Annotated in this window: 28 protein-coding genes; 16 read left to right on the top strand and 12 right to left on the bottom strand. The window is 63.7% G+C overall.

Annotated features, from left to right (window positions below):
• Nucleotides 1-91: 91 nt before the first annotated feature.
• From EA473_RS11805 to EA473_RS11815, 3 genes are all read right to left on the bottom strand, one after another.
• Nucleotides 92-406, bottom strand: a complete 315-nt coding sequence (locus EA473_RS11805; protein ID WP_124195862.1) for a hypothetical protein — start codon at nt 404-406, stop codon at nt 92-94.
• A gap of 216 nt (nt 407-622) precedes the next feature.
• The gene (solA, locus tag EA473_RS11810) at nt 623-1,753 is read right to left on the bottom strand and encodes an N-methyl-L-tryptophan oxidase (RefSeq protein WP_124195863.1); all 1,131 of its coding nucleotides are present in this window, start codon (nt 1,751-1,753) and stop codon (nt 623-625) included.
• A gap of 139 nt (nt 1,754-1,892) precedes the next feature.
• Nucleotides 1,893-2,321 carry a DUF5807 family protein gene (locus EA473_RS11815; protein ID WP_124195864.1) on the bottom strand — a complete coding sequence of 143 codons (429 nt, stop codon included), beginning with the start codon at nt 2,319-2,321 and terminating at the stop codon, nt 1,893-1,895.
• Between the two features lie 474 nt (nt 2,322-2,795).
• On the opposite strand from EA473_RS11815, the gene EA473_RS11820 reads away from it, so the two are divergent.
• Nucleotides 2,796-3,287, top strand: coding sequence for a helix-turn-helix transcriptional regulator (locus EA473_RS11820; protein ID WP_124195865.1), 492 nt, complete (start codon nt 2,796-2,798; stop codon nt 3,285-3,287).
• Nucleotides 3,288-3,638: 351 nt separating this feature from the next.
• Here EA473_RS11820 and EA473_RS11825 read toward each other — a convergent pair whose 3' ends face one another.
• Nucleotides 3,639-4,076 carry a DUF7112 family protein gene (locus EA473_RS11825; protein ID WP_124195866.1) on the bottom strand — a complete coding sequence of 146 codons (438 nt, stop codon included), beginning with the start codon at nt 4,074-4,076 and terminating at the stop codon, nt 3,639-3,641.
• 27 nt (nt 4,077-4,103) lie between these two features.
• Nucleotides 4,104-4,493 carry a 30S ribosomal protein S6e gene (locus EA473_RS11830; RefSeq protein WP_124195867.1) on the bottom strand — a complete coding sequence of 130 codons (390 nt, stop codon included), beginning with the start codon at nt 4,491-4,493 and terminating at the stop codon, nt 4,104-4,106.
• A gap of 319 nt (nt 4,494-4,812) precedes the next feature.
• Here EA473_RS11830 and EA473_RS11835 point away from each other — a divergent pair, with 319 nt between their 5' ends.
• The 5 genes from EA473_RS11835 to EA473_RS11855 all read left to right on the top strand — a co-directional run bounded on the left by EA473_RS11835 (nt 4,813) and on the right by EA473_RS11855 (nt 7,611).
• Complete coding sequence (locus tag EA473_RS11835) at nt 4,813-5,091, top strand: hypothetical protein (RefSeq protein WP_124195868.1); 279 nt, start codon at nt 4,813-4,815, stop codon at nt 5,089-5,091.
• A gap of 53 nt (nt 5,092-5,144) precedes the next feature.
• Nucleotides 5,145-5,822: a TetR/AcrR family transcriptional regulator gene (locus EA473_RS11840; protein ID WP_124195869.1), complete on the top strand. Its 678-nt coding sequence runs from the start codon at nt 5,145-5,147 to the stop codon at nt 5,820-5,822.
• 21 nt (nt 5,823-5,843) lie between these two features.
• Entirely contained in the window at nt 5,844-6,734 is an 891-nt protein-coding gene (locus EA473_RS11845) for a hypothetical protein (protein WP_124195870.1), read from the top strand.
• Between the two features lie 19 nt (nt 6,735-6,753).
• Entirely contained in the window at nt 6,754-7,071 is a 318-nt protein-coding gene (locus tag EA473_RS11850) for a hypothetical protein (protein ID WP_243645242.1), read from the top strand.
• Nucleotides 7,072-7,176: 105 nt separating this feature from the next.
• The gene (locus EA473_RS11855) at nt 7,177-7,611 is read left to right on the top strand and encodes an SHOCT domain-containing protein (RefSeq protein ID WP_124195871.1); all 435 of its coding nucleotides are present in this window, start codon (nt 7,177-7,179) and stop codon (nt 7,609-7,611) included.
• Between the two features lie 102 nt (nt 7,612-7,713).
• On the opposite strand, the gene EA473_RS11860 is transcribed toward EA473_RS11855, so the two are convergent.
• A complete protein-coding gene (locus tag EA473_RS11860) occupies nt 7,714-9,018 on the bottom strand; it encodes a molybdopterin molybdotransferase MoeA (RefSeq protein ID WP_124195872.1) in 1,305 nt (434 codons plus the stop codon).
• Nucleotides 9,019-9,127: 109 nt separating this feature from the next.
• Between EA473_RS11860 and EA473_RS11865 the strand changes: the two genes are divergently transcribed.
• From EA473_RS11865 to EA473_RS11880, 4 genes are all read left to right on the top strand, one after another.
• Entirely contained in the window at nt 9,128-9,514 is a 387-nt protein-coding gene (locus EA473_RS11865; protein ID WP_124195873.1) for a hypothetical protein, read from the top strand.
• A gap of 107 nt (nt 9,515-9,621) precedes the next feature.
• Nucleotides 9,622-10,107 carry an Hsp20/alpha crystallin family protein gene (locus EA473_RS11870; RefSeq protein ID WP_124195874.1) on the top strand — a complete coding sequence of 162 codons (486 nt, stop codon included), beginning with the start codon at nt 9,622-9,624 and terminating at the stop codon, nt 10,105-10,107.
• Between the two features lie 63 nt (nt 10,108-10,170).
• Complete coding sequence (locus tag EA473_RS11875) at nt 10,171-11,823, top strand: ABC1 kinase family protein (protein ID WP_207890173.1); 1,653 nt, start codon at nt 10,171-10,173, stop codon at nt 11,821-11,823.
• A 312-nt stretch (nt 11,824-12,135) separates the two neighbouring features.
• Nucleotides 12,136-13,218: a hypothetical protein gene (locus EA473_RS11880; RefSeq protein WP_124195876.1), complete on the top strand. Its 1,083-nt coding sequence runs from the start codon at nt 12,136-12,138 to the stop codon at nt 13,216-13,218.
• A gap of 87 nt (nt 13,219-13,305) precedes the next feature.
• Here the strand turns inward: EA473_RS11880 and EA473_RS11885 are convergent, their stop codons facing one another.
• Nucleotides 13,306-13,872, bottom strand: coding sequence for a hypothetical protein (locus EA473_RS11885; protein WP_124195877.1), 567 nt, complete (start codon nt 13,870-13,872; stop codon nt 13,306-13,308).
• A 155-nt stretch (nt 13,873-14,027) separates the two neighbouring features.
• Between EA473_RS11885 and EA473_RS11890 the strand changes: the two genes are divergently transcribed.
• The 3 genes from EA473_RS11890 (at nt 14,028) to EA473_RS11900 (ending at nt 15,762) form a co-directional block, all read left to right on the top strand.
• On the top strand, nt 14,028-14,402 hold the full coding sequence (locus EA473_RS11890) for a translation initiation factor IF-5A (RefSeq protein ID WP_124195878.1): 375 nt from the start codon (nt 14,028-14,030) through the stop codon (nt 14,400-14,402).
• Nucleotides 14,402-15,292 carry an agmatinase gene (speB, locus tag EA473_RS11895; protein ID WP_124195879.1) on the top strand — a complete coding sequence of 297 codons (891 nt, stop codon included), beginning with the start codon at nt 14,402-14,404 and terminating at the stop codon, nt 15,290-15,292. The genes EA473_RS11890 and speB overlap by 1 nt, the downstream gene beginning before the upstream one ends.
• 122 nt (nt 15,293-15,414) lie before the next feature.
• Complete coding sequence (locus tag EA473_RS11900; protein ID WP_124195880.1) at nt 15,415-15,762, top strand: DUF7344 domain-containing protein; 348 nt, start codon at nt 15,415-15,417, stop codon at nt 15,760-15,762.
• Nucleotides 15,763-15,847: 85 nt separating this feature from the next.
• On the opposite strand, the gene EA473_RS11905 is transcribed toward EA473_RS11900, so the two are convergent.
• On the bottom strand, nt 15,848-16,759 hold the full coding sequence (locus tag EA473_RS11905; protein ID WP_124195881.1) for an acetamidase/formamidase family protein: 912 nt from the start codon (nt 16,757-16,759) through the stop codon (nt 15,848-15,850).
• Nucleotides 16,760-16,954: 195 nt separating this feature from the next.
• Here EA473_RS11905 and EA473_RS11910 point away from each other — a divergent pair, with 195 nt between their 5' ends.
• Nucleotides 16,955-17,722, top strand: a complete 768-nt coding sequence (locus EA473_RS11910; protein WP_124195882.1) for a Nif3-like dinuclear metal center hexameric protein — start codon at nt 16,955-16,957, stop codon at nt 17,720-17,722.
• 131 nt (nt 17,723-17,853) lie between these two features.
• On the opposite strand, the gene EA473_RS11915 is transcribed toward EA473_RS11910, so the two are convergent.
• The 3 genes from EA473_RS11915 to EA473_RS11925 form a co-directional block, all read right to left on the bottom strand.
• Entirely contained in the window at nt 17,854-18,354 is a 501-nt protein-coding gene (locus EA473_RS11915) for a small multi-drug export protein (RefSeq protein WP_124195883.1), read from the bottom strand.
• A gap of 80 nt (nt 18,355-18,434) precedes the next feature.
• Nucleotides 18,435-18,770, bottom strand: a complete 336-nt coding sequence (locus EA473_RS11920; RefSeq protein WP_243645243.1) for a pyridoxamine 5'-phosphate oxidase family protein — start codon at nt 18,768-18,770, stop codon at nt 18,435-18,437.
• Between the two features lie 242 nt (nt 18,771-19,012).
• Complete coding sequence (locus EA473_RS11925) at nt 19,013-19,714, bottom strand: glycosyltransferase (RefSeq protein WP_165875269.1); 702 nt, start codon at nt 19,712-19,714, stop codon at nt 19,013-19,015.
• 625 nt (nt 19,715-20,339) lie between these two features.
• On the opposite strand from EA473_RS11925, the gene EA473_RS11930 reads away from it, so the two are divergent.
• Together EA473_RS11930 and EA473_RS11935 are read left to right on the top strand one after the other, a co-directional pair.
• The gene (locus tag EA473_RS11930) at nt 20,340-20,732 is read left to right on the top strand and encodes a DUF5518 domain-containing protein (protein WP_124195885.1); all 393 of its coding nucleotides are present in this window, start codon (nt 20,340-20,342) and stop codon (nt 20,730-20,732) included.
• A gap of 426 nt (nt 20,733-21,158) precedes the next feature.
• Nucleotides 21,159-21,908 carry an aquaporin gene (locus EA473_RS11935; RefSeq protein WP_124195886.1) on the top strand — a complete coding sequence of 250 codons (750 nt, stop codon included), beginning with the start codon at nt 21,159-21,161 and terminating at the stop codon, nt 21,906-21,908.
• 564 nt (nt 21,909-22,472) lie between these two features.
• Here the strand turns inward: EA473_RS11935 and EA473_RS11945 are convergent.
• Nucleotides 22,473-24,806 (bottom strand): PAS domain-containing protein, encoded by a 2,334-nt coding sequence (locus tag EA473_RS11945; protein WP_124195887.1) that lies wholly within the window; start codon nt 24,804-24,806, stop codon nt 22,473-22,475.
• Between the last annotated feature and the right edge of the window lie 70 nt (nt 24,807-24,876).

The raw sequence follows: 24,876 nt of genomic DNA on the forward strand, positions 1-24,876 counted from the left end.
TCAAAAGCACACTGCAGGCGAACGCACCCACTCGAGTGCGGCGTGCCGTTCGTCGTGGATAGTTCCGTTCGAGAAGTTCCGAATCTCCCGGCTACGGATCGATTCTCCATCGGATACGATTCCGACTCGATCTGCGGACTGTCTCGAGCGAAACCGTGAGGATGCCGTTGTTGAACACGGCCTCGCGATCGTCCGTAAAGCGCCGCCCCCGCGGCGACGCGATGGTTCGATCGTAGACCTCACCGTCGCGGTCGATTCGAATGTGGACGCGGTTCGAGTCTGCCGCGGCGTCGACGTCTGCGTCCTCCGAAAACGCGTCGACGACTATCTGTAGCCGGCCGACCGACGGGTCGTAGACGACTCGAGTCCGGAAGGGATCCGTCTCGGCGAACGTGGAGGGAAACACGAGCCACCGTTTCGACCGACGGCGGAAATCGTTCGCCGTGTATACGTTCACGTTTGAGAACCGGTCGGCTTCGAGGTTGAAGACCGGTCGGCTTCGCGGTGGGAAATACCCCCCGGGGGTCCGGACGGATCGCTGTAAGACTCGAAGCGCAGAGACTCGAGGGCCTTCGGCTCCCGGAGGGCGGAGTCGTCCCGAGACGACGCCGTCGGCGGTCGATCAGTCGAACCGATCCAGCGAGAACATCTCGATGTCGTGGTCGGTTTCCCCCTCGAGTGTGAGATCCGCCAGGATCTCGCCGACGACGCTTGCGAATTTGAACCCGTGTCCCGAAAACCCCGCGGCGACGGCGACCTGTGGATAGTCGGGGAGCGTATCGAGGACGAAGTGATCGTCGGGCGTATTCGTAAACAGGCAGGTCTCGAGACGCATCGTCGGTCCGGCGGCGTTCGGGAAGTACTCCTCTACGAACTCGCGGAGGAGCCGTTCGTCCGCTTGAGTCGGCTCTCGCTCGAAGGCGTCGGGATCGACGGTTTCCGCGCGGTGGTTGTAGCGGCCGACCTTGAACCCCGGAACGCCGTAGACGGGAGCGCCGTAAAACCGCCCCTCGGGTGCCTGAAGAGTCCAGACGGGAAACCGGTCCGGGCTGAACACTTCCGGATCGCCGGGCTGGAAGTGGCCGAGAACCTGGCGTTCCGGAACTGCGATCCCCTCGAGCGCATCGACGAACTGGGTCGCCCACGCGCCCGCGGTGATCACGAGTCGATCCGCTTCGTACGCGCCGTGATCGGTTTCGACGCGAACGCCGCCGTCGGTCCCGCGCCAGTCGACGACTCGCTCGCGGGCGCGAATCGTCGCTCCAGCGCGGTGTGCGCGCTCGACGTTTGCGACGGTACACTCCTCGGGGCGGAGGAACCCCCCTTCGGGCTGGAAGAGCGCCGCGTAGTCGTCGGGTAGCTCGTATCCGGGATGGCGCTGAGCCAGTTCCTCGCTCGAGAGCAGTTCGTACTCGAGGCCGTGTTCCTCGCAGGCGCGTTCAGCCGCCTCGAGTAGCGGATCGTCTCGAGGCGCGGCGTCGATCGATCCCGTTCGATAGAAGAGCTGGCGGTCGTAATCGGATTCGAGATCGTGCCAGAGTTCTTCGGCCCGGCGAGCCAGCGGAACGTAAGCCGGGTGTTCGTAGTACGCAAGCCGGAAGAGTCGGGTGAGGCCGTGAGAGGAGCCATAGGTGTGAGGGACGTCGTAGCGCTCGAGTCCGAGGACGTCGACGTCACGGTCGGCGAGTTGGGCAACCGTCGCGCTTCCCATACCGCCGACGCCGAGGACGATCACGTCGTACCGTTCGGTCATGCGGTGGGCTACGGCCGGCCCCTCGAAAACCCTTGCTCACTCGGCTCGACCGAGTCGGATCGTCGAACGGTGTGGGAGCCGATGGATACCGGTGGGGTTGGCTCTGGACTCTCTCTTGGCCGGCCCTCGTCGACTCGCGTTACGAGTCGGTAACGTTCCACCGATCGGAGTACGCCGTCCCGCAGCGACACTTGGCGTAGGCGTGAATCACGTCGCCCTCGGCGTAGATCCCGCCGACGCCTTCGTTTTCCTCCTCAGCGAAGGCGAAGATGAACTGTGGCTCGTGGTCGTCGCCGTCCGACGCGTCCGGACAGCTCCCACCCGCGAGGTCTGGATCGACGATTCCCTCGAGGCTCATCGCCGACTTGGCGAACTCCATCGCGCCGGTCCCGGTCGCCGCCTCGAACGCACTCCGGCCCCGGTCGCCGTCGACGACGATCAGTACGCCGCCGTCGACGGGATTGCCGAATCGTTCCAGTCGCTCGTCGGAGACGTACGAGTCGGCAAGAAAGAGCGCGACGTCGTCGGGTCGTTCGCCAGCCAGAAACGCTTCGCGCGGTGTACTCATATCCGCTGTTCCCTCACGAGGGGGAAAAGGGCGTCGGTCGCCCGCCCGATTCGGCCGTCGGAGTCCGTGGTTCGGCGATATCGTCGACACTCGAACCGATCGTCTTTCACGACCGGGCGTACCCTTCCCCGATTACCGTCGCCGTCGTCGCCTGCTGTTCGGCCAGAACAGTTATAATATACCACGAACATTCGGTAAAAGATTAAAATAGGGGTTCACACCGGAAAGGAAGTGGAATATTTGGAGGTCAGACAATATTTTCTGGGCGAACAACCTATGTGGTGTTGGTTTTAGTTATTGTATTGTATCATATCTATTGATTTATCACAAATCGGTTCGGTTGGTTCCCTGTCGTTTAATAGCCGGTGGTTCCAGAAACTCAGTAGTCGTGGTGGGGTTGCTCGCACAGTTGTCTATCGTATACCCGATACGTGTGGTCGAGACCCACCGACGAACCCCCAGCAGTGATCGCCAATGCGTGAGGATGTAACTAATACCGAATCCGTCCTCGAGAACTTCTCGAGGACGAGTACGAACGGAACGTCGGAATCGAACGCACCCGATGCGTCGGAGGGCTCGACGGATGCAGTCGAGCGTGAACTCGGCGAACTGATGTCTCAGGTCGACGGCGCACTCCCAACCGACGAGGTGGAGTTCGACGAGGACATCGTCAAAGAGAACGTCGACGAGATCCTCCTGATGCTCATCGCATTACGTGACGGAACACACGGCGAACAGCTCATTTCGGATCTGTCCAGCTTTTTCGGGACGCAGTTGAGTCCGGGGACGATATACCCGTCTTTGCACGAACTGAACGAAGACGAGGTGCTCTCGATGCACGCCAGGGTTCGGACGAAAGAGTATTCGATCGCGAACGAGGACTACGCTCGGTCGACCATCGAGGACGCGATGGTTCAACACCTCGCGTTCGGCCTCTTGCTGTACGCGTTCCTGTCCCAGCACTGATCCGGCGGGGCGGTCGCCTAATACAGTGACGACTGGAACTAGTTACATACCCATCGCACAGTTCACGGGTCGTTCCTCCCCGTTCGCTGTTCCGCGGTTCTCGCTCGTTTCACTCGCTCACGGGTCACTTCGTTCCCCGTTCGCCGTTGCGCGGTTCTCGCTCGTTCCACTCGCTCCGAACCGCGTACGCTCCGAACCGCGTACGCTCCGAACCGCGCTCCTCGAGCGATCAGGTGTGCAGTGATTTCCAGTAGCTTCTAAACGTACTACCGTCGACGACCCGGAGGATTGGCGGATCGCGCTCACACGACACCGACGGACACCAGACCGTCTGACCAACGGGACTCGTTCTTACGTTTCCTCGAGGCGCTTTGCGATGGCGCTCAGACTCTCGTTTGGCGGTTCGACGGCGTCGTAGTAGGCCGTCGTTCCCGGCTCGCGGAGGCCGTAGAGGTAGTCGGGTTCGACGACGTCGATCAGGATCGAGCCGCCCGCTCGGACCTCGTGTTCGTCGGTCCATTCGGCGAGCCGATCGGTCTGGCCGCCGGGGTCTCGCGCCGCCTCCGGCGTCTCGTAAACGCCAGGGACAGAGAGGTCGTCGCCGGTCAGCGCTCGGTCGATCCGTGCGAACAGCGTCTCACGGTCGGCGACGATCCGGACGACGTCGTCGATCGGAAACGCATCACGGTCGTCCGCTGGAACGTCGAGGCGTACGCCACCTGCCGTCTCGGTACACGTGGCACGAACCGTCCGTATCGAGGGGTGGTCACTCGAAATACGATCTGTCATACGGGGATGTCAGGGATGAGATCGATCTTACTCGTCGCCGCCGATCAGTTCGTCGACGTCGGTGCTTCCGCGGTCGACGATCGATGCGTTGATCTGTGCGACTGCGTCGGAAATTTCGCCTCCACGGACCGTGATCCGTCGTCGCTCGCCGTCACGAGACGGGTGATATCCAGTCTGGCGTCCTTCCATCAGGACTTCCGTCAGGTTCGGTCCCGTCACGTCCCCGCTGAGCGGTCGACCGGCGTCGTCCGATCCGCCGGTAATCTCGAGGGTGTAGCCGTCGAGACCGACTGCACCGCCATCGACCTCTTCGCCGATCGATCGTCCCATGAATCGATTCGCGTCCTGTTCTTCCGCCTCGAGCTGGTAGGACGACCCGGTATCCGGGTCGCCGACGACGACAGTGAAACTTGCCATGTCCGACGGAAGACGGCCGTCGCTCAAAAGAACATCGTTTCAACCCGACCGTGTGCGCGATGGATGGGACCCAGCCGCTACCCCGGAAAGCTTCGCCGAACCGGCGTCCTCTCCCCTTTTTGTGTTTCCCCCTCTGTCGGCCAATGACCTCCTCTCCTACTGTCGGCCAATAACCCCCTCCCTTTCTCGTCGGCCAATGACCTCCGCTTCCCCGGCCAACAACTTCCTCTCTGAGATCGCCTGCGGTAGCTGTCCGCGTCTCGTTTGCGACTTCGTGTTCGATGGAACAGTCAAGTGGATTCCCTTCCTACGACCGACTGTGTTCATCGATCCCGAGCGCCTCGAGAGGCGCTTGCGCGAGGAGTTCGCCGGAACCGACGGCGAGTCCCGGGTCGTCGTCCGTCAGGCTGTCGATCTCGCCGACTCGGGTGCGTATGCGGACGACGTCGGTGTCCCGCTGACGACCGAAGTCGTTCTCGAGGAACTGTCGGATGCGCCCGACGGAACGCCGGCAGAGCGATGGAACTGGTGGATCGGCTCGCTCGAGATCGCCTACGGCGAGTACGACCAGTTCGGTATCCGACAGTACCGCAAGTGACAGCGTGTGGAAACGAAACCTCTTTTATGCGTTCCTGACCAATGGGTCAGCTAGTGACCGATCCGGACGTTCGCAACGAGATCATGACTGCGACATACGAGGCGCTGTGCGAGCACGGCTACACCGATCTCACGGCACAGGACATCGCCGACAGGACTGACAAGAGCAAGTCCCTCCTGTTCTATCACTACGACTCGAAAGAGGACCTCGTCGTCGACTTTCTCGAGTACCTGCTCGAGGTGATCGACGACCGGGTCGCGGAGATCGACTCCCTCGAGCCCGCCGAACGGCTCTCGGTGTTCGTCGACTGGTTTCTCTACGGATCGGAGGGCAGCGACCAGCAGTCGTTTCACACGGCGATGCTCGAACTCCGAACGCAGGCACCCTACAACGATCGCTACCGCGAGCAACTCCGCCGAAGCGACGATCGCCTACGGGCGGCACTCGAAGGAATTCTCGAGGACGGGATCGACGCCGGCCAATTCGTCGATCACGACCCCGAACGGACGGCAGCCTTGCTGATCGCCGCGATCGACGGGGCCCGGATCCGACAGCTCACCCTCGAACGGGACGAGTACCTCGCCGAAGTACGCACGGCGCTCGTCGCCAGGATCTTCGACGAACTCCTCGCCGATGACGTCGAGTTCTCGGCTGAGCGTCCGTCGACGTCCGCATCGAAACCCGATCGAACCCCGGACGGCGATCGGTTCGAATCGGACCGAGAGACGTAGTTCCGCCGTTGGCCCACTACTATGAGCGAACACACCTCCACGCACGACGACACCGCCTCCACAGATACCCCGTTGCAGGGGCTTTCCCCCTCTGTTCGGTCGATCGTCTCGCATTCGCTTCCTGCCCGCGATCGCTCCCTGGCCGCCGCCCTCTGTACGATCGCCGGTGAAGCCGCAAGCGCCAGCGACGAGCGTACCGGAGGACGGCCTGCTCAGTCCCTCGAGCCGGTGACGAAGGCCGCGGTGACCTTCGAGGGGTACGCTCGAATCCGACTCGATCTGCTGGCGACCGATCGGTACGACCGGGAAAACGCTCGAGACGCTGCCGTACTGGCCAGCGATTACCTCCACGCCGCCGCGTACACGATGGCCGCCGAGACCGCCGTTCCCGACCGCCGTTCTCTCGAGCTCTACCGAATTCTTACCGAGGGATCGACGACGCTCGCGGCGCTGTTTTTCGAGCGCGTTCCAGAGAGTTCCGCCTCGAGCCCGGACGTCTCCGCACACCCGGACGTTGTCCTGGCCGAAACGGCGAGTGCGCTCGGCGCGACGGCTGTCGGCGCGACGACGGAGACGCGGGCGGCGATCGAACGCTACGCTCGTGGGCTGACCGCAGCACTGATCGCCCATCCCGATCGGACCGACGAACCCCACCGAACGGCGATCGGAGCGCTCTCCGGAACTGCCGAACGACCCGAAACCGACGAAGTCGGTCCCGAAACGTCTCAGTTCGTCCGTTTCGGCGACGATCGACCGTCGACGGTCGAGCGACACCTCGAGCGCGCCCGTGACGCGATCGAAACCCTCCGGCGGACGCAACTCGACACCCGGTCGGACGCCGAATCGATGTTCGCCCGCCTTGAAGGGGCAACACGGATTCCGTTCGACGACGTACTCGAGAACGATGGCTGAACTCACACGTCCGGTCTAGCTGGCGTACCCGTTGACGGCGCTCGCGGCCGGACTCGGCCACTGCTATCTCGGCCAGTGGAAACGCGGGGTGATCTGGTTCGGTCTCTACGTTCTCGCGCTCGCGTTCCTGAGCGCGCGCTCTCTCTCCGGCGCGTTCGAACCCGGCGAGCCGTTCGTGATCACGGCCTTGCAGTTCGAGTCGGTCAGCTATGTCGATGTCGCGGTTCCGTTCGCCGTCGTCCTCGTCTGTCTGCTCGACGTCTATCTCATCAGTCTGACCGCTCGAGCCGAACCGATGGCCACAACCCCGGACGAGCCACGCTCGAACGGGTCGTAGCTCGAGGCGGCCGGCTACGCTGTGTACTCGAGAAGAGGCAGGTTCCGTGTGTACTCGAGAGATCCGGACGTGGGCATTTTTGTAGCCGTCGACCGTAAAACGCGTATGGGCCGCTTCGGAACGCTCCTCCTCAAGGGGGTCGGCGTGTTCCTGCTCGGGGTACTCGCCCTGGCTATCGTCTGGACGATCCTCAGCGCCGTCCTCTCGCTCGTCGCGACGGTCGTTTCCCTGCTCGTCACGGCCGTCGTCGTCGGCGTTCTCGTGCTGGCAGCGATCGGGCTATTCTCGATTCTCCGCGACCGGGGGGACTCCGAAACGCGGACGCGGTCGACGTCGGTCGGTCGTTCGATCGGCGACGACGAGCGCCAGTCGACGGCCGCCGATCCGGAGTCCCGTCTCCGGTCCCGGTACGTCGCTGGCGAACTCTCCGACGATGAGTTCGAACGCCGGCTCGACCGGGTGCTCGAAGACGACGAGACTCGCGACCGCTCCGGCGGTCGGTACTCGAACTCGAGGGACCTGAACCGAAGTCGACGGTGACGTGATTGCCGCTTTTTCCTGCCGCCGTCCGGGCTGGAAACGCCCGGTCGCGGTCTCGCCGTCAATCGTTACAGTAGACAATCAGGCGCTTCAGTGGACCAATCAAGCGCTTGGCTCCCAGTTTTCGACGGCGACCGTCTCTCCGGCGGGGATCCCCTCCCGATCGTCGTCGACGACGACCCAGCCGTCCGCGAGCGCAACCGACGAGAGAACGCCCGAGCCGCTGGCCCGAGTCGGCGTCGCCGCGAACGCCGGCTCGTCGTCTCCGTCACGTTCGTCGGCCGTCCGCTCGTCGAGTCGGACGCGGGCGAACGTTCGCGTGCCGGGTTCGCTCGGTATCTTTCGCTCGAGCGTGGCTCGCGTCGTCGGATGAGGGTCAGGGGTTGTCCCCTCGAGCCACCGGAGCGTGGGTCTGAGAAACTGAACGGCGTTGACGATACAGGCGACCGGATACCCTGGAAGCGCGAGGACGGGCGTCCCCTCGACGATGCCGAGACAGACGGGGTGGCCGGGTTTGAGCCCGACGCCGTGGACGAGCACCTCGCCCAGGTCGTCGATCACCTCCGGCAGCAGGTCGCGCTCGCCGACCGAGGAGCCGCCGGTCGTGACGACGACGTCTTTCGTGAGATCGCGCTGGATCGCGACCCGGAGGGAGTCGAAATCGTCGGTGACGACGTCTCGATAGGTCGACCGGCCGCCCCAGCGGTCGACCAGTCTGGAGACGGTGAGCGCGTTGGTCTCGATCACCTCGCCGGGACCGGGATCGTCCTCGACGAGTTCCTCGCCGGTCGGAACGACGCCGACCGTCGGCCGGTTCGCAACCGGAACGTGGGCGTACCCCGCCGATCGAAGGAGGCCGAGGTCGGAGGGACGGAGCCGGTGTCCGGCCTCGTAGAGGGTCTGGTCGGCTTCGACGTCCTCGCCGATCGGCGCGACGTTTTCGCCCTCCGCGAGGGCGTCCTCGATCTCGAGTTCGCCTCGTTCCTCGAGTTCCACCACTCGCTCGATCATCACGACGGCGTCGGCTCCCTCCGGGAGCGCGCTCCCGGTGTGGACGCGTGCGGCGGTTCCAGCGTCGACGGTGGCGTCCGCCCCCTCTCCGTCCGCGATCCGAACCACCTCGGGCGAGCGCTCGCTGGCACCGAACGTGTCGGCGGCACGGACGGCGTAGCCGTCCATCGCCGCCCGTCGATAGTGGGGAACGTTCCGGGCGGCCGTGACCCGAGTCGCCAGAACTCGGCCGTCCGCGCGTTCGACGTCGACAGTCTCCGTCCCGACCGGATTCGCCGATTCGTCGTCCGCTCGGTCGCTGCTCTCGATCGCGTCCCGTAGAACCCGGCGCGCCTCGTCGACCGGCGTCCGAACCTTGAATCCGGCCTCCGTGCGCTCTCGGTCGGCACCTTTCATACGGTGACTCGAGTCGCCCGTGGGCAAAAGCGTAGGGGAACGGATTCGAAGACCGGCGTTCGACGCGTCGACCAAAACGATTTCGTCATCGGACGAGAACGTCAGTCGTATGAGTAACTCCAGCCAGCTTACGTCGACGCTCGGCATCGTCCTCGGAGCCGTCCTCGTCGCACTCGGCGTCGGCGCGTACGTGGCCACCGACTTCGCGAGCGTGACCGCCCTCATCCCGGCGTTTTTCGGCGTCGTGATCGCGCTTCTCGGCGTCGCGGGTCGACAACTCGATCGGGATCGAATCGCCGTCTACGGCATCGGCGTGCTCGCGCTTCTGGGGATCCTCGGCTCCGCTCGAGTCGTCCCCGACGCGATCGCGCTGGTCGCCGACGACGCCGTCGACTCAGTCGTTGCAACGGTCTCCCAGAGCGCGATGATCCTCATCTGTCTCGTCCTGCTCGTCGCCGTCGTCAGGGACGGCCTCGATCTGCGAAGAAGCCCGTGACCCCCGGTCCAGCCGGTCGGGTCTCTCCGTTTCGGCGGTCGGTTCGTGTCCCTTTCGTCCCCGCCGGTACCGCGGCCTTTTTCGTATCGGCGATCGAACGTGTATCCATGTCAGCGCTCCGTGACGCATTGCGGGACCTCTCAGAGGACGTCTTCTTCGATCTGCTCGAGAGCGACGACGCCTACCTTCTCGTGGTAGACGTACCGGGCGTGACCGCCGACGCGCTCGAGGTATCCGCCGAAGACGGTCATCTCGGGATCGAGGCACAGCGAGAGAAAGACCTCCCCGGCGAGTACCGCTATCTCGAGGAGAACCGGTCGATCTTCTTCGACGTCGAGTTACCCGTTCCCGAGGACGCACTCGAGGGGGAAGCGGACGTCTCGGTAGATCGTGGCGTTCTCGAGCTTACGATTCCCAAGCGGTCGAAACGGCCTGAGACGACGATCGACGTGGTCGAACGCGACAGCAACGGCTCCGACCGCGATGTCGACGGCCCCGACAGCAACGGCTCCGACCGCGACATCACCGAACGCGACATCACCGACCGCGACGCAGACGACGCGGCTGACCCCCAGGATCCGGAACCGAGGTGACCGAGGCTGGTCTCTCTCCGCGCGTACAGGCGATTCGTCCTCGTCGCGTGGCAGTTTCTCCCGTTGTTACTCGCGTACGCCCGCGACCGCCGTCGGTTTCTCCTGTTCGGCCGGCCCCGTTCGGTCGATAACGCCACGCACCGTCACCGGGCGGAGGTGTTACTCGAGTCGCTGTTGACGCTCGGACCGACGTTCATCAAACTCGGGCAGTTGCTCTCGGCCAGACCGGACGTGTTGCCGCCGGAGTACATCGACACCCTCTCGACGCTCCAGGACGAGGTGCCGCCGGCCGAGTGGCCGGCGGCGAAACGGGTGCTCGAGGAGGAACTGGGGCCCGTCGACGACCGCTTTGCGGCCTTCGATACCGATCCGATCAGCGGCGCGAGCCTCGGCCAGGTGTACCGGGCCCGAATCGCCGAGGACCGCGCGCCGAACGGGACCTCCCTCGAGGATGACGGACCCCGAGACGTCGCGGTGAAGGTCAGACGACCGAACGTCGAGGAACTGGTCGAGGCCGACCTGCGTGTCATCCACTGGTCGCTGCCGATCTTGCTTTACTTCGTCGACGAATCCCGCTCGTTCTCGCTCGAGAACCTGGCGGAGGAGTTCTCGAAGACGATTCGCGAAGAGATGGACTACGTGCGCGAAGCCGAGATGCTGACCGAGATCCGCTCGAACTTCGCCGACGACGACCGGTTTCTCATTCCCGAAGTCGTCGAGAGCCACTCCGGGCCGCGCGTGCTCACGATGGAGTACATCGAGGGGACGAAGATAAACGACGTCGAGGAACTCGAGCGACGGGGGATCGACCGGACGCAGGTGGCGGAGAACCTGGAGCGGTCGTACCTCCAGATGATCATCGACGACGGCGTCTTCCACGCCGACCCTCACCCGGGTAACCTCGCGGTCACCGACGACGGCACGATCGTCTTCTACGACTTCGGGATGTCCGGTCGGGTCGACGAGTTCGTCCAGGGGAAGATCGTCGAGTTCTACGTCGCGGTCGCAAACCAGGACATCGACGCGATCCTCGACGCCCTGATCGAGATCGGGACGCTCTCGCCCGAAGCGGATCGGGCCACGATGGCCGAGGTGATGGAGATCGCCATCCAGGACGCCCGCGGCGAGGACGTCGAACAGTACCGGGTCAACCAGATCGTCAGCCAGATCGAGGACTCGATCTACGTCTTTCCGTTTCGCCTGCCGAAGAACCTCGCGCTCGTCCTCCGGGTCGCCACCGTCGTCGAGGGAGTCTGTGTCACCCTCGATCCGAATTTCGACTTCATCGCGACGGCAACCGACTATCTTACCGAACAGGGCTACCGCGAGGAGTCCATCAGACAGTACCTCTCGGAATCGGGCGAGAACCTCCGGCGGACGGGCGAGTCGCTGACCCGGATCGCCCCGAAAGCCGAACGTGCCCTCGATCGGCTCGACCGCGACGACCTTTACGTCCGCATCGGCGTCGAGGACTCGGAGAACGTCTTCGATAAACTCGCAAAGCGGCTGATCTACGGCATGTTGCTCACCATGTCGTTGTTCTCGATGGGGGTCCTCTACGCGCTCGAGGCTCCGCGGGCGGCGATCGTCGCGGCGGGCTTCTCGCTGGTGGTGACTGTCCTCCTCTACCGAAGCTTCCGGAAGCGCCGGACGACCCGCGTCAAACCACAGTTCACCCGGCAGAACCTCAGGCAGCGCCAGCGCGGCGACGACTGATACGGTTTGCTATGACTTAGGGATTATCGTAGGAGTTCATAGTTTCCCGCTGAAGAACCGAGACACAGTGTCGAAGGTCCGGTTTCGAGACCTCCGGGAGGCTACGATAATCCCTAACTGATTGCCGGTCGATCGCCCACCGTTCTGCGATCGACCGGTAAAGACTCATAGCAGACCGTATGATAGCGCTCCCGCCACCAACCGGCGTCTCCGGTCGGGAACGTCCCCTCTTCGGATCGGTTTTCGCGTTTCGCCCCCCGAACCAGCCTGGCTCCGATGAAACGTTTTGTCGCTGGCCCGCGAGGACGACGCATGGAGTACGATCGGATCGCCGACCTGGCGCTCGAGGTCGAATCGGTTTCGACCGAACGGACCGCCCGCGAGACCTCGAGTGATTTCACGCGGGTGACGACTCGGATCAGCCTCGTCGGTCCCGGACGCGAATCGGTCGACGACCGACCGACGGGGATCGGCGAGGACGTCACCTACGACGCCGACGAACACGACGCGCTGGCGGAGACCGGCCTTCCCGACCTCACCGGCGCGTACGACCTCGAGTCGTTTTCGGCGCATCTGGACGACCTCGACCTCTTTCCGGCGGGCGAACCCGACCGCGAGGTCTTTCGTAACTACCGCCGGTGGGGCGTCGAGAGCGCGGCGCTCGACCTCGCGCTCCGGCAGGCGGGAACCGACCTTTCGAGTCGCCTCGAGCGCTCGCTCGAGCCGGTACGATTCGTCGCGAGCACCCGTCTCGGCGACCCGCCGACGGTCGAGCGCCTCGAGGCGCTTTGCGAGCGCGTACCGGGCCTCGAGTTCAAGCTCGATCCGACGCCGTCCTGGGACGCGGAACTGATCGAGGAGATCCGCGAAACCGTCGATCCGTCGGCCGTCCGGATTCTGGACCTCAAGGGCCAGTACGAGGGAACCGACGTCGACGTTCCCGCCGATCCCGACCTGTACGAACGCGTCCTCGAGGCGTTTCCCGAGGCGGTCCTCGAGGATCCGGCGCTCACCTCGGCGACCGAACCGCTGTTCGACGATCCGTCGATTCGAGAGCGGACCTCGTGGGACGCGCCGATCCACGGCCTCGAGGACGTCGAGGCGCTCCCGTGGGAGCCCGGCTGGCTCAATATCAAGCCGTCCCGGTTCGGCTCGCTCGAGTCGCTACTCGAGACGATCGCTTACTGCGACGAGCGGGGGATTCGCCTCTACGGCGGCGGCCAGTTCGAACTCGACGTCGGCCGCGGCCAGCTCCAGTTACTCGCCTCGCTTTGCTATCCCGACGGGCCGAACGACGTCGCACCGCGGGGGTACAACGACCCCGACGTCGGGAGCGGGTTGCCGGCGAGCCCGCTCGAGCCGCCAGCCGACCCCGTCGGTTTCCGGTGGAGATAAGCGGACGATACGTTCCGCCGTCCGTGATCTGCGGCCCACTCGCGAATCGGTCCCGTCTGCACTGGTCGATCGGTACAGCAATCCGTATCAGTATCTCGTACACTCCGCCCACAACACCGACGGTCCGTCGGTCCGGTCGCCGCGTTTGATCTCGCGCTGGAGGTCGAACGCGCGGTAGCTCTCCTCTGTAACCAACCGCTCTACGAGTTCGGGCGGCACGGAGACGCGCCGACACTCCCCCTCGACGAACAGCCCGTCCGGACCGAAAGTGAACTCGACGTCGTAGTGGGCGACGCGTTCCTCGCGTTCGACGAGCGTCGGGTGGATCGCCTCGAGGGCGTCCGCGACGTACTCGTAGATGAGATCCATTCCCGGCGCGTCGGTCGTCTCGAGGTCGATCCGGACGACTGGGATGTAGACCGGTTGGGAGTCGCCGCCGGCCGTCTCGACGCGGTCGACGACGGCGAGTTGCCTGACGCTCGGCGCGGTCTCGAGGTGTGAGGCCGTCCCGGGGGCGAGGGTGGTTCCGAGTCGCTCCTCGAGTTCGCGGGCGAGCGCACGTCGATTCCGCGTTCGCCACCGGCGCCGGCCTAACAGGGCGAGGGCGATCCCCCCGAGGAGCGCGACGGTCGCTCCGATCAATACCTCGGGCATCGGTGGCCGTTCGTCGCCCACGTATGTGACGGTTCCCCACTCGTACGACGCGCCGTCACTCGCCAGTACGACGCACCGTTACCCACTCGAGGGCCAGGTTTCGCTCCAGCCGCCATTCCAAACGGTTTATGGCCGTCGGTTGATTACCCCGGGACATGGCGAAACAGCAGCAAGAAGTTCGCGATCTCCAGGAAGGAAGCTACGTAATGATCGACGACGCGGCCTGCAAGATCGACGCCTACTCGACGGCGAAACCGGGCAAACACGGCAGCGCGAAGGCTCGAGTGGAGGCCCGCGGCGTCTTCGACGGGAAAAAGCGGTCGTTCTCCCAGCCCGTCGACGCGAAGATCTGGGTTCCGATCATCGAACGCAAACAGGGCCAGGTCGTCTCCGTCGACGGCAACGACATGCAGATCATGGACCTCGAGACCTACGAGACGATCACCATGCGCATCCCTGACGGGGAGGACGTCTCGCCGGACGACGAGATCGAGTTCCTCGAAATGGACGAACAGCGGAAGATCATCTGATGTTTCCCGGGGCGACCGACGAGCGCGAGGTGACCGACACCGCAACCGGAACCGACCGCAATGTGGACACCGATACGGGCGGGGAGGAACCTGCCCGTGGAGGCGCGAACTTCGTGGTCGTCGGTGCGCCCCTGGACGTATCGACGACCTTTCAGCCGGGGACCCGCTTCGGTCCTCGACGCATCAGAACGTTTGCGGAGACGTTCGACGACTACGACCGCCGAACCGGCCAGTACTTTTCGGAACTCGGCGTCGTCGACCACGGCGACGTCCGCGCGTGGGACGCCGTTCCCGGCTACCTCGAGTGGCTCGAGGGGACGCTTCGCGACGTCGTCTGGGACGACGCCGTCCCCCTCGTGATGGGCGGGGAACACACCGTCTCGCTCGCCGGTGCGCGCGCGGCCGAACCCGACGCCTTCGTCTGTCTCGACGCACACCTCGATCTGCGCGAGGAGTACGACGGAAACGACCTCTCTCACGCCTGCGTTACCAGACGGATTCTCGAACTCGAGGGCGTCGAGGAGGCCATCGTCCTCGGTGCGAGAACCGGTAGCGAAGCCGAGTGGGACCGTGCGGACGAAGACGACGTGACCGTCGTCCCACCCGAGGAGGTCGCGGCGTTTTCGTTCCACGATCGACTCGAGGGACGGGACGTCTACCTGAGCGTCGACATCGACGGCGCGGATCCGGCGTACGCGCCGGGGACCGGAACGATGGAGCCGTTCGGACTCGAGCCACGAGAGATGCGCGACGTCGTCCGCGACGTCGCTTCGCACGCGTGTGCGTTCGACGTGGTCGAGGTGAACGACCGCGACGACGGACAGGCGGCCTCTCTCGCCGGAAAGTTGCTCCGCGAGTTCGTGTTCAGCGCGGCCGAGTCGTCGGTGTAGCGACGCCCCGGGCGCTTTCGTGGCACGTCGTCGTTCCGTCACCCGTCGGGACAGTTCATATGTGTTGTAGGCCCAACTAGTTTGGCTCAAAAGTTGCAACGCCCCTCGTCGTACGACCGGGTATGTCATCGTACCAGACCCCCAATCTGGACCGAGACGCCGTCTACTCGATCATGGCAAACCGCCGCCGCAGGCGCGTGCTCTCCCGATTGGACGAAAACGAGCGGATGACTGTTACCGAACTGACGGCGGAACTGGCCGAATGCGAGAGTACGGCTACGGATCGAACCGGAACTTCCACCGAGTATCGGAACGTCCGAATCTCACTCGTTCACAATCACCTTCCCCGACTCGCCGACCACGGTATCGTCGAGTGGGAACCCCACGAAGACGACGCGGTCGTGGCCGCGGCGTTCGACGAACACCCGGTACTGGAAACCGAACTCGAGTTCCTCCACGACACCGGCTGACCGTCCCGTCGACTCCGTTCGAACGTTCCGCAGGTACCGTCCGAGCGTCCTGCCGGGGTCGGTTGACCCGTCCGTCGGCTCCCGATCAGATCGGCGAGGACAGGTACGACTTCGGAACCGTGTTCCGGACCGTTACGAGCGGGTCGACGACCTGACTGATCTCCAGTCCGCCGACCAGACTCGAGAACGCGTACGCTTCCGTCGGATCGAACCCGTGTTCGGCCGCAAGCAACTCGATCGCGTCCATGTTCGCGCGTTCGCAGGCCTCCTCGAGCGTCTCCGCGCTCGCGACGGTCTTCCAGGCGTCGGGCGTCTCGATCAGCGGCCGCTCGAGGGGGCTCGCGGGGTCGTCGATCACCTCGAGCGTGACGTCGATCTCGGTGTCAATCTCCGAACCCGTTCCGCACATCTCGCCGTCGGCCATCGCGGCCTTGCAATCGCCCATCGCGAGCATCGCGCCGGGCTGGAACACCGGGAAGTAGATCGTATTTCCGCCGGTGACGTCGGTCGTATCCAGGTTCCCGCCGTGATCGTGGGGAACGAGGGTCGTGTACGACTCGCCGGCCGTCGCGACGCCGATCGTTCCGATCACGGGATCGACCGGGACCTCGAGGTCGTCGAAACGGACCGAGGTCCTGTCGTCTCCGACCGGCGTCAGTTTCGTCCAGGGGGCATCGATCTCGTCGTATCCGTCGAGCAAGCCGAACCCGTCGATCGTGATCACCCGCCCGTGTTCCTCCGCTAGCCGAATCTCCTCGATCTCGACGGCGAGCACGTCGCCCGGTTCGGCCCCCTCGACTTCGATCGGTCCCGTCGCGGCGTTTACCTCTTCGGGAACGGCCTCGATCACGTCCGACTCCGACTGGACGGCGCCGTCTAAGCTGTCCCGCGTTTCGATCGTCAACTCCGCTCCCGGTTCGACCGTGGCGATTCCCTCGAGACCCGGCGTGAACTCGTATATCGCTCCCTCTTCGTGGCTCACTGTTCGGCGCGACATACCCGCCGGTTCGTGCCGGAGGACGGTAAATCGTCCTCCCGAGTGGCGGGGACGAACTGGGCCGGCCCGGAGTGATTGGGACGAACTGGGCCGGCCCCGAGTGATGCGGACGAACCGGGCCGGGAAGCGTCTCCGGAGTGCTCGAGTCGGCTCCGGATCGAAAGGTTACAAGCCGTCGGCGGCCGATCCGGTCGTATGGAACTCTCGGAGTTCGTCGACCGGTTCGACGAGGAACTGCGCCACGACGACTACGCGGACCTGGATGCCAGCGCGAACGGACTACAGATCGGGCCGGAGACGGCTCACGTCGATCGAGTCGCGTTCGCCGTCGACGGCGTCCGCGAGACGTTCGAGCGGGCGGTCGACGCCGACGCGGACGTCCTCGTCACCCACCACGGCATCTCCTGGGGCGGGTTCGACCGCGTCGCCGGCCGCACCTACGACCGCGTCGAGACGCTGATCGACGGCGACGTCGCGCTGTACGTCTCTCACCTCCCGCTCGACGGCCACCAGGAACTCGGCAACGCGGCCGGCGTCGCCGACGTCCTCGACCTCGAGGAGCGGTCTCCCTTCGGCGAACTCGGTCCGGAGTACATCGGCCAGCGCGGGACCGCACCCGACGGATACGCCCCGGACGAACTGCGCGACCGCCTCGAGTCGTCTCTCGAGACCGGCGGCGAACCGGTCCGACACCTTGCGTTCGGTCCCGACGAGATCGAAGACGTCGCGATCGTCACCGGCAGCGGCACCGACTGGCTCGAGGAGGCCGCGGCCGCCGACGCGGACGCGCTCGTCACCGGGGAAGGGAAAGGGAAGGCGTATCACGAGGCCAGGGAAGCGGGTGTTCACGTGTTCCTCGCTGGTCACTACGCGACCGAGACGTTCGGTGTTCGGTCGCTCCAGGAACGCGCCGAGGAGTGGGGCCTCGAGACGACTTACTTCGAGGTCCCGACGGGTCTGTAGCCGTCTGGACTGACTATAATTAAATTGACATATGTGGCGCGCCTGGACGGACTGAAGCGCAATCGAACGGACTGAACGCGGTTTCTCCGAGCGAGGCACACGACGGGGGTCGCCATCGAGTACGCTCTGTCTCAGGAGAGGCCGAGTAGCGACAGGCCGAGTACCGATCCGACGACGATGACGACCGTCCACGCGGCAATTCCGACCGTCATCCACGCGGCGACGTCCCGGCTTCGACTGCCCGCGAGCAACGCGACGACCGCCGCGACGTGGACGCCGGTGAGTACCGGCCCGCCGAAGGAAATCCCCGGAAGCCCGTATCGATCCCAGAGCCGGCGGGCCCGCGCGTACCGATCGTTCGATTCCGTCGTCGTCTCGCCGCGTCTGGCTCGCCACCACGCCGAGAGCCGCCGGTGAAATGCCACGAGTCCGTAGACGGAGAGTGTGTTTCCGGCGAACGCGACGATCCCCGTCGCGATCGGATCAAGTCCGAGCCCGATCGCGATCGGGACGACGACGAGCACCTCGATCACCGGAATCGCCGCGAAGACGAACACCAGCACGTACTGGAGAACTCCCGTCGCGTCCTCGAGAGTCGCGCCGACATCGACCATCAGTTGCGCGATCGCCATCGCTCATCTACCTCCCGGCCGGACGACGGCCGTCGAATCCGCGGCGGCCGTCTCACGTCGGGTCCGTCTCGCGGTCATCGTCAGTACGTCCGATACGTCGCCGATCCGACGTCGATTCGGACCAGCGTGTTCTCGGTGTAGGCTTCCGGCCGGACGTCGTACTTCTCGTTGATTCGTCGTCGGGCCTCGGCGGTCTCGTCTTCGTCTTCGACGACCGTCGCCGTCCCGAGCAACGTCACCATCCAGCGGGTGTCGCCGCCCTCGTCCGCCTGAATCGAGAGCGAAACCCGTGGGTTCTCCCGAATGTTGGCGAGCTTTCGCCCCGTCGTGACGATTTCGACTGTCCCATCCTCGTACCGATACCAGACCGGCGCGACGTGGGGTCGCCCTTCGCGGCAGGTCCCGAGGTGAGCCATCACCCGCTCGCTCTCGAGCAGTCGTTCGGCCTCGTCTGGAACTGTCACGGTCTCTTCTCGACGCCGACGAGCAAAAGCGATTGTCGTTTCCGTTCGCTCCCGCTGGCTATCGATCCCGTACCGTATACTGTCGGCGGGCAGTCAGTTCGGCGCCGGTCCTGACTTCGCGGCCGTCGCCATCGGTGACTGCCCCAGGAGGGCGACGATCCTCGAATAGGTCCGTCCAACAGTATATCGTCCCGTCAGGCTCCGACCGTCCTCCGAATTCGCTCCGCGTCCAGGCGGAGATAGTACACGAGCGTCCCCGTCAGTCCGTACGCTGTGACCCGTCGCCCGGAACTCTCGACGAGGACGCGTCGACAGTACCCGGTGGGATACCGGCGGCCGAGTCGTCGGCTGAACGCGGTATCCTCGTTCGGAACCGCCGGAAACCCCCCCATCTCGAGGAAGACCTCCCGGTCGACGACGACGTTGAACCCCGGGAGGATCGGGGACTCGAGCCGCGAGAAGACGTGATTGATCGTCGCCTCCACGAGCTTTGCCCGCTTCGGTCCGGTCATCCGACAGTACGAACTCGCCGCGACCAGATCGTTCGCCTCGAGATAGCCGAGCATCCGCGTCAGATACGTCGCCCGGACGCGCGTATCGGCGTCGATGAACGCGATCCACTCCCCGTTCGCGTGGTCGGCTCCACAATTTCGCGCCGCCGCGATTCCGGTGGCGTTCCCGGCGATCACGGTCACACCGTACTCGCGAGCGATCTCTCGCGTGTCGTCGCTCGAGTCGCCGTCGACGACGATCACCTCGTACTCGTAGGCCGTATCCAGAGCCGCGAGACTGGCGAGCGTCCCGCGGAGATACTCGGCCTCGTTTCGCGCCGGAACGACGAAACTGACTTCGGGGTCTTCGCCGGTGGCGGCCACGCCGGCGGGTTCGCCTCCCATCTCTCTCGAGGTGTGTCCCCGGGAGGCTTAAGTCGTCCCCACGAGTTCGCTCGAGGACCCGGATCAAAACCGTCTTTGGACCGACCGGCGTCTCCTCGAGTGGCCGATGACGATGCACCCGCTCCGAGCCGGACTCGGCATCCGGCGGTGACGAGCCCTATGAGTGCCGAGGCCCTCAATCCACCAGTATCATACGATTGCCACTCAACGTCCGCACGACTTTCAGACTCGAGTATCGATGACCTACCCCTCTAATAACTGAGGCACACGACCGATTACTTCACATAGTGTTAGTATACTATTATAAATGACACAGGTTGTATGACTGTTGATCGTTCAGGAATGCGGTATGGTTGGCGACTGATACGGATTACTGTAACTGTGTACCGGCACACCCGCCGCCCGGGTCGCGGGTGCGCCGGCAATGACTTACAGTAAACCGTATGACGTGTCCGCACAGGAGTGGTCGAACGATCGGTCGTCCGGAATTCACTGATAGACACGAGCGAGACCAGTCCGAATAATGCCAACCAAGTCACGACGAATACAGACCGACGGGAGCGATAGTCCACGGACCGACGCTTCACTGGAGAAGGAGGCACAACCGGCTTCGAAACGAGTTGCGATGTTCTTTGGGACGCTCGTAGGCACCGGGATCAGTATTCTGTCCCTTGTCCTCGTGAGCTACTTCGAACCCCTCGCGGTGGGGGTGCTGGCAGGACCGATATTCGGAGGGTTCGTCGCGGGATACTTCAGGGGGAACGATATCCGTCAGGGGACACTGGTCGGAATCGTTCCGGGGGCGATTGCGTCACTGCCGGCCACAGTGCTGGTTGCATTTCTACTGTTTATTTCCCTGTTGTGGGGGATGGGAAGCAGGGATTTCACGACCTCTCTGGTCATCGCACTCCTCCCAGCAGGTATCGTACTCCTGATCGGAGCAGTGATTGGCGCCGTACTCGGTCTCGCTGGTGGAGCTATCGGTGCGAGGGCGACCGATCGACCTGCACCGACCTGACCGGCAACTCGAGATACATCGAAATTATGCCAGGTAAACGGAGTCATTGTGATGGTTCGAACGTGAATCCGTTTACTTATACGCCGTTCCTGTTCGAGTTCTGCCACCATCGATTTACGTGCTCCATTCCGTCCGATTCAGTCGTCAGACGGTCTCGAGACCCAGCATAGTATTTCACGCGTTTGCGCTACGAGACGCCGGATCCACGGCTCTCGGTGGAGAGAGGACGAACCAGATTACGCCGAATTACTAGCCTCGAACACTAAGGTGATCAGTCGCCCGGCTACTCGGTGTCAAACCCCGTCAGCGACGCGGCGGGAGACGCTAACACAGTTCGCACCGACGACCGTCCGAAAAGTCGGACGGTACAGCAGTCGGGCGGTTAGGTGGTGCAGATAAACCCGCTCGAGACCTACATGTCGGTTGATGACTGGAGACAATTTCACAACCAAACAGAAACTCGTCGCGGAGTTTTTCGGGTCCGCGACGCTCGTTTTCGTCCTCGTGTCCTCGGGCCTGCTCGCAGACGGAATGTTAGGGGCGAGTCCGAGTATCGGCGTCTTGTTCATCGGGCTGGCGACCGCAGGCTGGCTGTTCGTCGTCGTGCAGATGCTCGGACCGATTAGCGGTGCGCACGTGAACCCAGCGGTCACCATCGCGCTACTGGTGACCGGCGACGTAGACGCAAAGACCGCACGGCAGTACATCCCCGTGCAGTTCCTTGGCGGTCTCGTCGGCGTCGGGTTGGCGGGGCTCACCTTCGTGAGCACGATCGGGTGGGAGGTGTTCGCCGTCTCCGCCGTCGAACGCCCCGCGTCCACCTGGCTGGCCGAGTTCCTCGGCACCGTGTTACTCGCCTCGGTCATCATCTCCCTGATCCGTCAGGAAAGCGACTGGATCGGGCTCGCGGTGGGCTTTACCGTCGGTATGGGGATCATCGGAACGGCCTCGACGGCGTTTCTGAACCCGCAGGTCGCCATCGCCCGCATCTTCACGTCCGGTATTGCGGGGATCCAGCCGTTCGACGCCGTCATGTTCGTACTCGCCTCGACGCTCGGCGGGATCGCTGCGGGGCTCATGTGGCGATACCTCTGGCCCCGATCGACTCCCCTCGAGAGGGCAAAACCGAAACTCGACGACGAGACAATCCTCGACGAGTTCGCTGTGGAATCATAGGTGGTTCCTCCGAATCGAAAGCACAGGAAACCGATTCGTCACAGTCGTTCCTCCTGAAGAGATTTCAGTCGAAGCGCCGGAAGACTCGAGTTCATAGTGTCAGAGAGGAGACACTCAAATCAGTACGAACGAAGGTCGAACGCGTCGAACAGGAGAGATGTCGTCGTGGAGGACGTCGACTGGGGCCTGAACGCGTGACGTCTGGGGCTGTCTCAGACGGGGCTGATTATTCCTCTCGCCGAAATCGATTCTCTCGAGTTGCTCGAGGCGTTCGCCACGCTCCTCGTTTTAGAGACAGTGTACGGTGAAGTTGAGGCCGCTAGCGTTTCGGATGGGCTATAGTAGCCACTGAAAGTCAATACACACCTGATCACACGAGGGGGACGCGGTTCGGAGCGTACGCGGTTCGGAGCGAACGGAGTGAGCGAGAACCGCGAAACAGCGAACGGGGAGGAACGACCCGTGAGCTGTGCGAACAGTGTGTAAATCGTTTCAGTTGTTACTATAACTGACCTCTCGCACGAAATCGCCAACGCTGATTCGTGATCGGAACTGCAATGATTGTCAACGACTACGATAGTTTTCCTGATCAGGTCGCGCTGGCAACGTGAACGAAAACGTCGCCCCTTCGCCGGGTTCGGAGTCGACCCAGATTTCGCCGCCGTGGCGCTCGACGATGCGCTGACAGAGTGCGAGCCCGATCCCCGCTCCGGGGTGCTCACCGTGGCTGTGGAGTCGCTCGAACACCTCGAAGATCTGGTCCTGTTCGGTAGGATCGATCCCGATGCCGTCGTCGGTCACGGACACGCGCCACTCCGAGTCCCGGTGCTCGGAGCTCATTCGAATTCGTGGCGGTTCGTCACCGCTGTACTCGAGGGCATTCCGGAGGAGATGCTCGAAGACCTGCGGGAGCTGTCCGGGGTCCCCGGTAACCCGCGGCAACGACTCCACGATCACCTCTGCGTCCGTTTCCTCGAGTTGTTCCTGGAGGTCGTCGAGGACGCTCTCGAGCACGTCGTTCAGGTCGACCGGCTCCATGGTGCCGGCAGTGACGTCCACTCGCGAGTATGCGAGCAGCCCCTCGATCATCTCGTACATTCGCTGGGCACCATCCAGGGCAAAGTCGAGAAACTCCTGGCCGTCCTCGTCGAGGGCGTCACGATGTCGTCGATCGAGGAGCTGGAGGTAGCTCGAGACCATCCGCATCGGCTCCTGGAGATCGTGGGAGGCGGCGTAGGCGAACTGCTCGAGGCGTTCGTTCGACCGCGCCAGCATCTCGTTGGTTCGCTCGAGTTCCGCCTGGCGTTCGATCTGCTCGGTGATATCCTGAGAGAAGGTGAGTCCGGCGAAAATCTCGCCGCCGGGGTCGATGAGTGGCGTCGCCCACACTCGCCAGGTACGGTCTGCGAACTCGGTTACGACGCTGTCGGTCGTGCCGTCCTCGAGTGCCGCCCGAAACATGGGCTCGAGTTCGGTGACGAGATCCGGCGGAAACAGGTCGTAAATGGTCTCGCCCTCGAAGTGATCGGGCTCGGGGAGGACGTTCCCGAAAACGGTCCCTTCCGCCAGCGTGTATCGGAGGTCGTCGTCGTACACCCCCACTGCGCCGTCGGGGATACTCGCGGCGAGCGTCCGATATCGGCGTTCGCTCCGCTCGAGGGCGCGTTCGCGTTCCTTTCGAGTGGAAATGTCACGTGCGACGCCGATTCGCTCGGTTTCGGTTCCGTCAGCGGGATCCGATAACAGGGCAAACGTCGCCTCCGATGGAACCCGTTCGCCGCTCGCTGTCTCGAGTTCTGCCTCGAGCAACAGTTTATCAGTTTCGTCCGCCTTCACCCGTTCTTCCAGCGATTTCGCCTCCAGAACCGTCTCGTCGGAGACGACCAGAGAGACGTGTGATCCCAGAAGTTCTTCCCGCGAGTAGCCGGTCAACTCGGTGTAGGCCTCGTTGACCATGGTAAACCGTCCGTCCTCGTCGACGACGTAGATGCCGTCGTTGACGGTTTCGACGATCGTCTCGTATTTCGTCAGCTGCTGTTCGTAGGCCTTTCGCTCGGAGATATCCCGGAAGTAGATGGAGATGCCAGTTTCGGAGGGATGAACGTGTTCTTCGTACCAGGTGTCGTGGGGTTCGTAGTACGCCTCGACCGAGACCGAGTTGCCGGTTTCCATCGCTTTGCGGTAGTTGGTCTCGAACGGAGTTCCCCGGACGCGCGGAAAGACCTCCCACAGATTTTTCCCCACCAGCTCCTCGGCATCCACCCCGAGGAACTCCGCGGCGCGGTCGTTCACGTAGGTGAACTCCCAGTCGGTGTTCAGCGAGTGAAAGCCGTCGGACACGCGTTCGTGAATCTCCCCGATCTCCCGACGGCTCCGGTGGTTCTCGATCGCCCCGGCAAGCAAGGTAGCGATACTCCGGACGAACGTGGCGTCGTGTTCGGTGAACGGACGCTGGGCCGTCGTATACACCTCGAAGACACCCCACGGATCGTCGACCGAGCCGACGGGAACCGCTACCCCGCTGACCACGCCTTGCTCTGTCAGCCGTGGGGCCACCGAAAAGCGCTCCTCGGCGGCGAGATCCTCGACGATGACCGTCTCGTCCCCGTCGAGGACGTACGCGAGCTGGGAGCCCGGTGTGAGAGGGATTGGTTCCTCTCCGACGTGGCTCGTCTCCCAGCCACGTCCCTGACGGATTCGGGCACACTCACGCTCCAGACACACCTCCAGCAGCGATCCACAGTCAGCAGCAAGGGTTTCGACGACGGTCTCACAGGCGTCGGCCAGCAACGAATCGATATCGTCGGCCTCGAGTGCCCGTTGCCCGAAGTCGGCGACGACTTCCTGCTGGCGAAGTCGCGTGTGGAGCTTCCCGTCTGTTTCGGGTTCCGAATCCATGTTGTAGGGGTGTATCGTACCACCCTACCTAAATCATGTCATTTTATGTCATATCCACGGAACGTTATCT

Source organism: Natrarchaeobius chitinivorans (assembly GCF_003841505.1).
Classification (GTDB): Archaea; Halobacteriota; Halobacteria; order Halobacteriales; family Natrialbaceae; genus Natrarchaeobius; species Natrarchaeobius chitinivorans.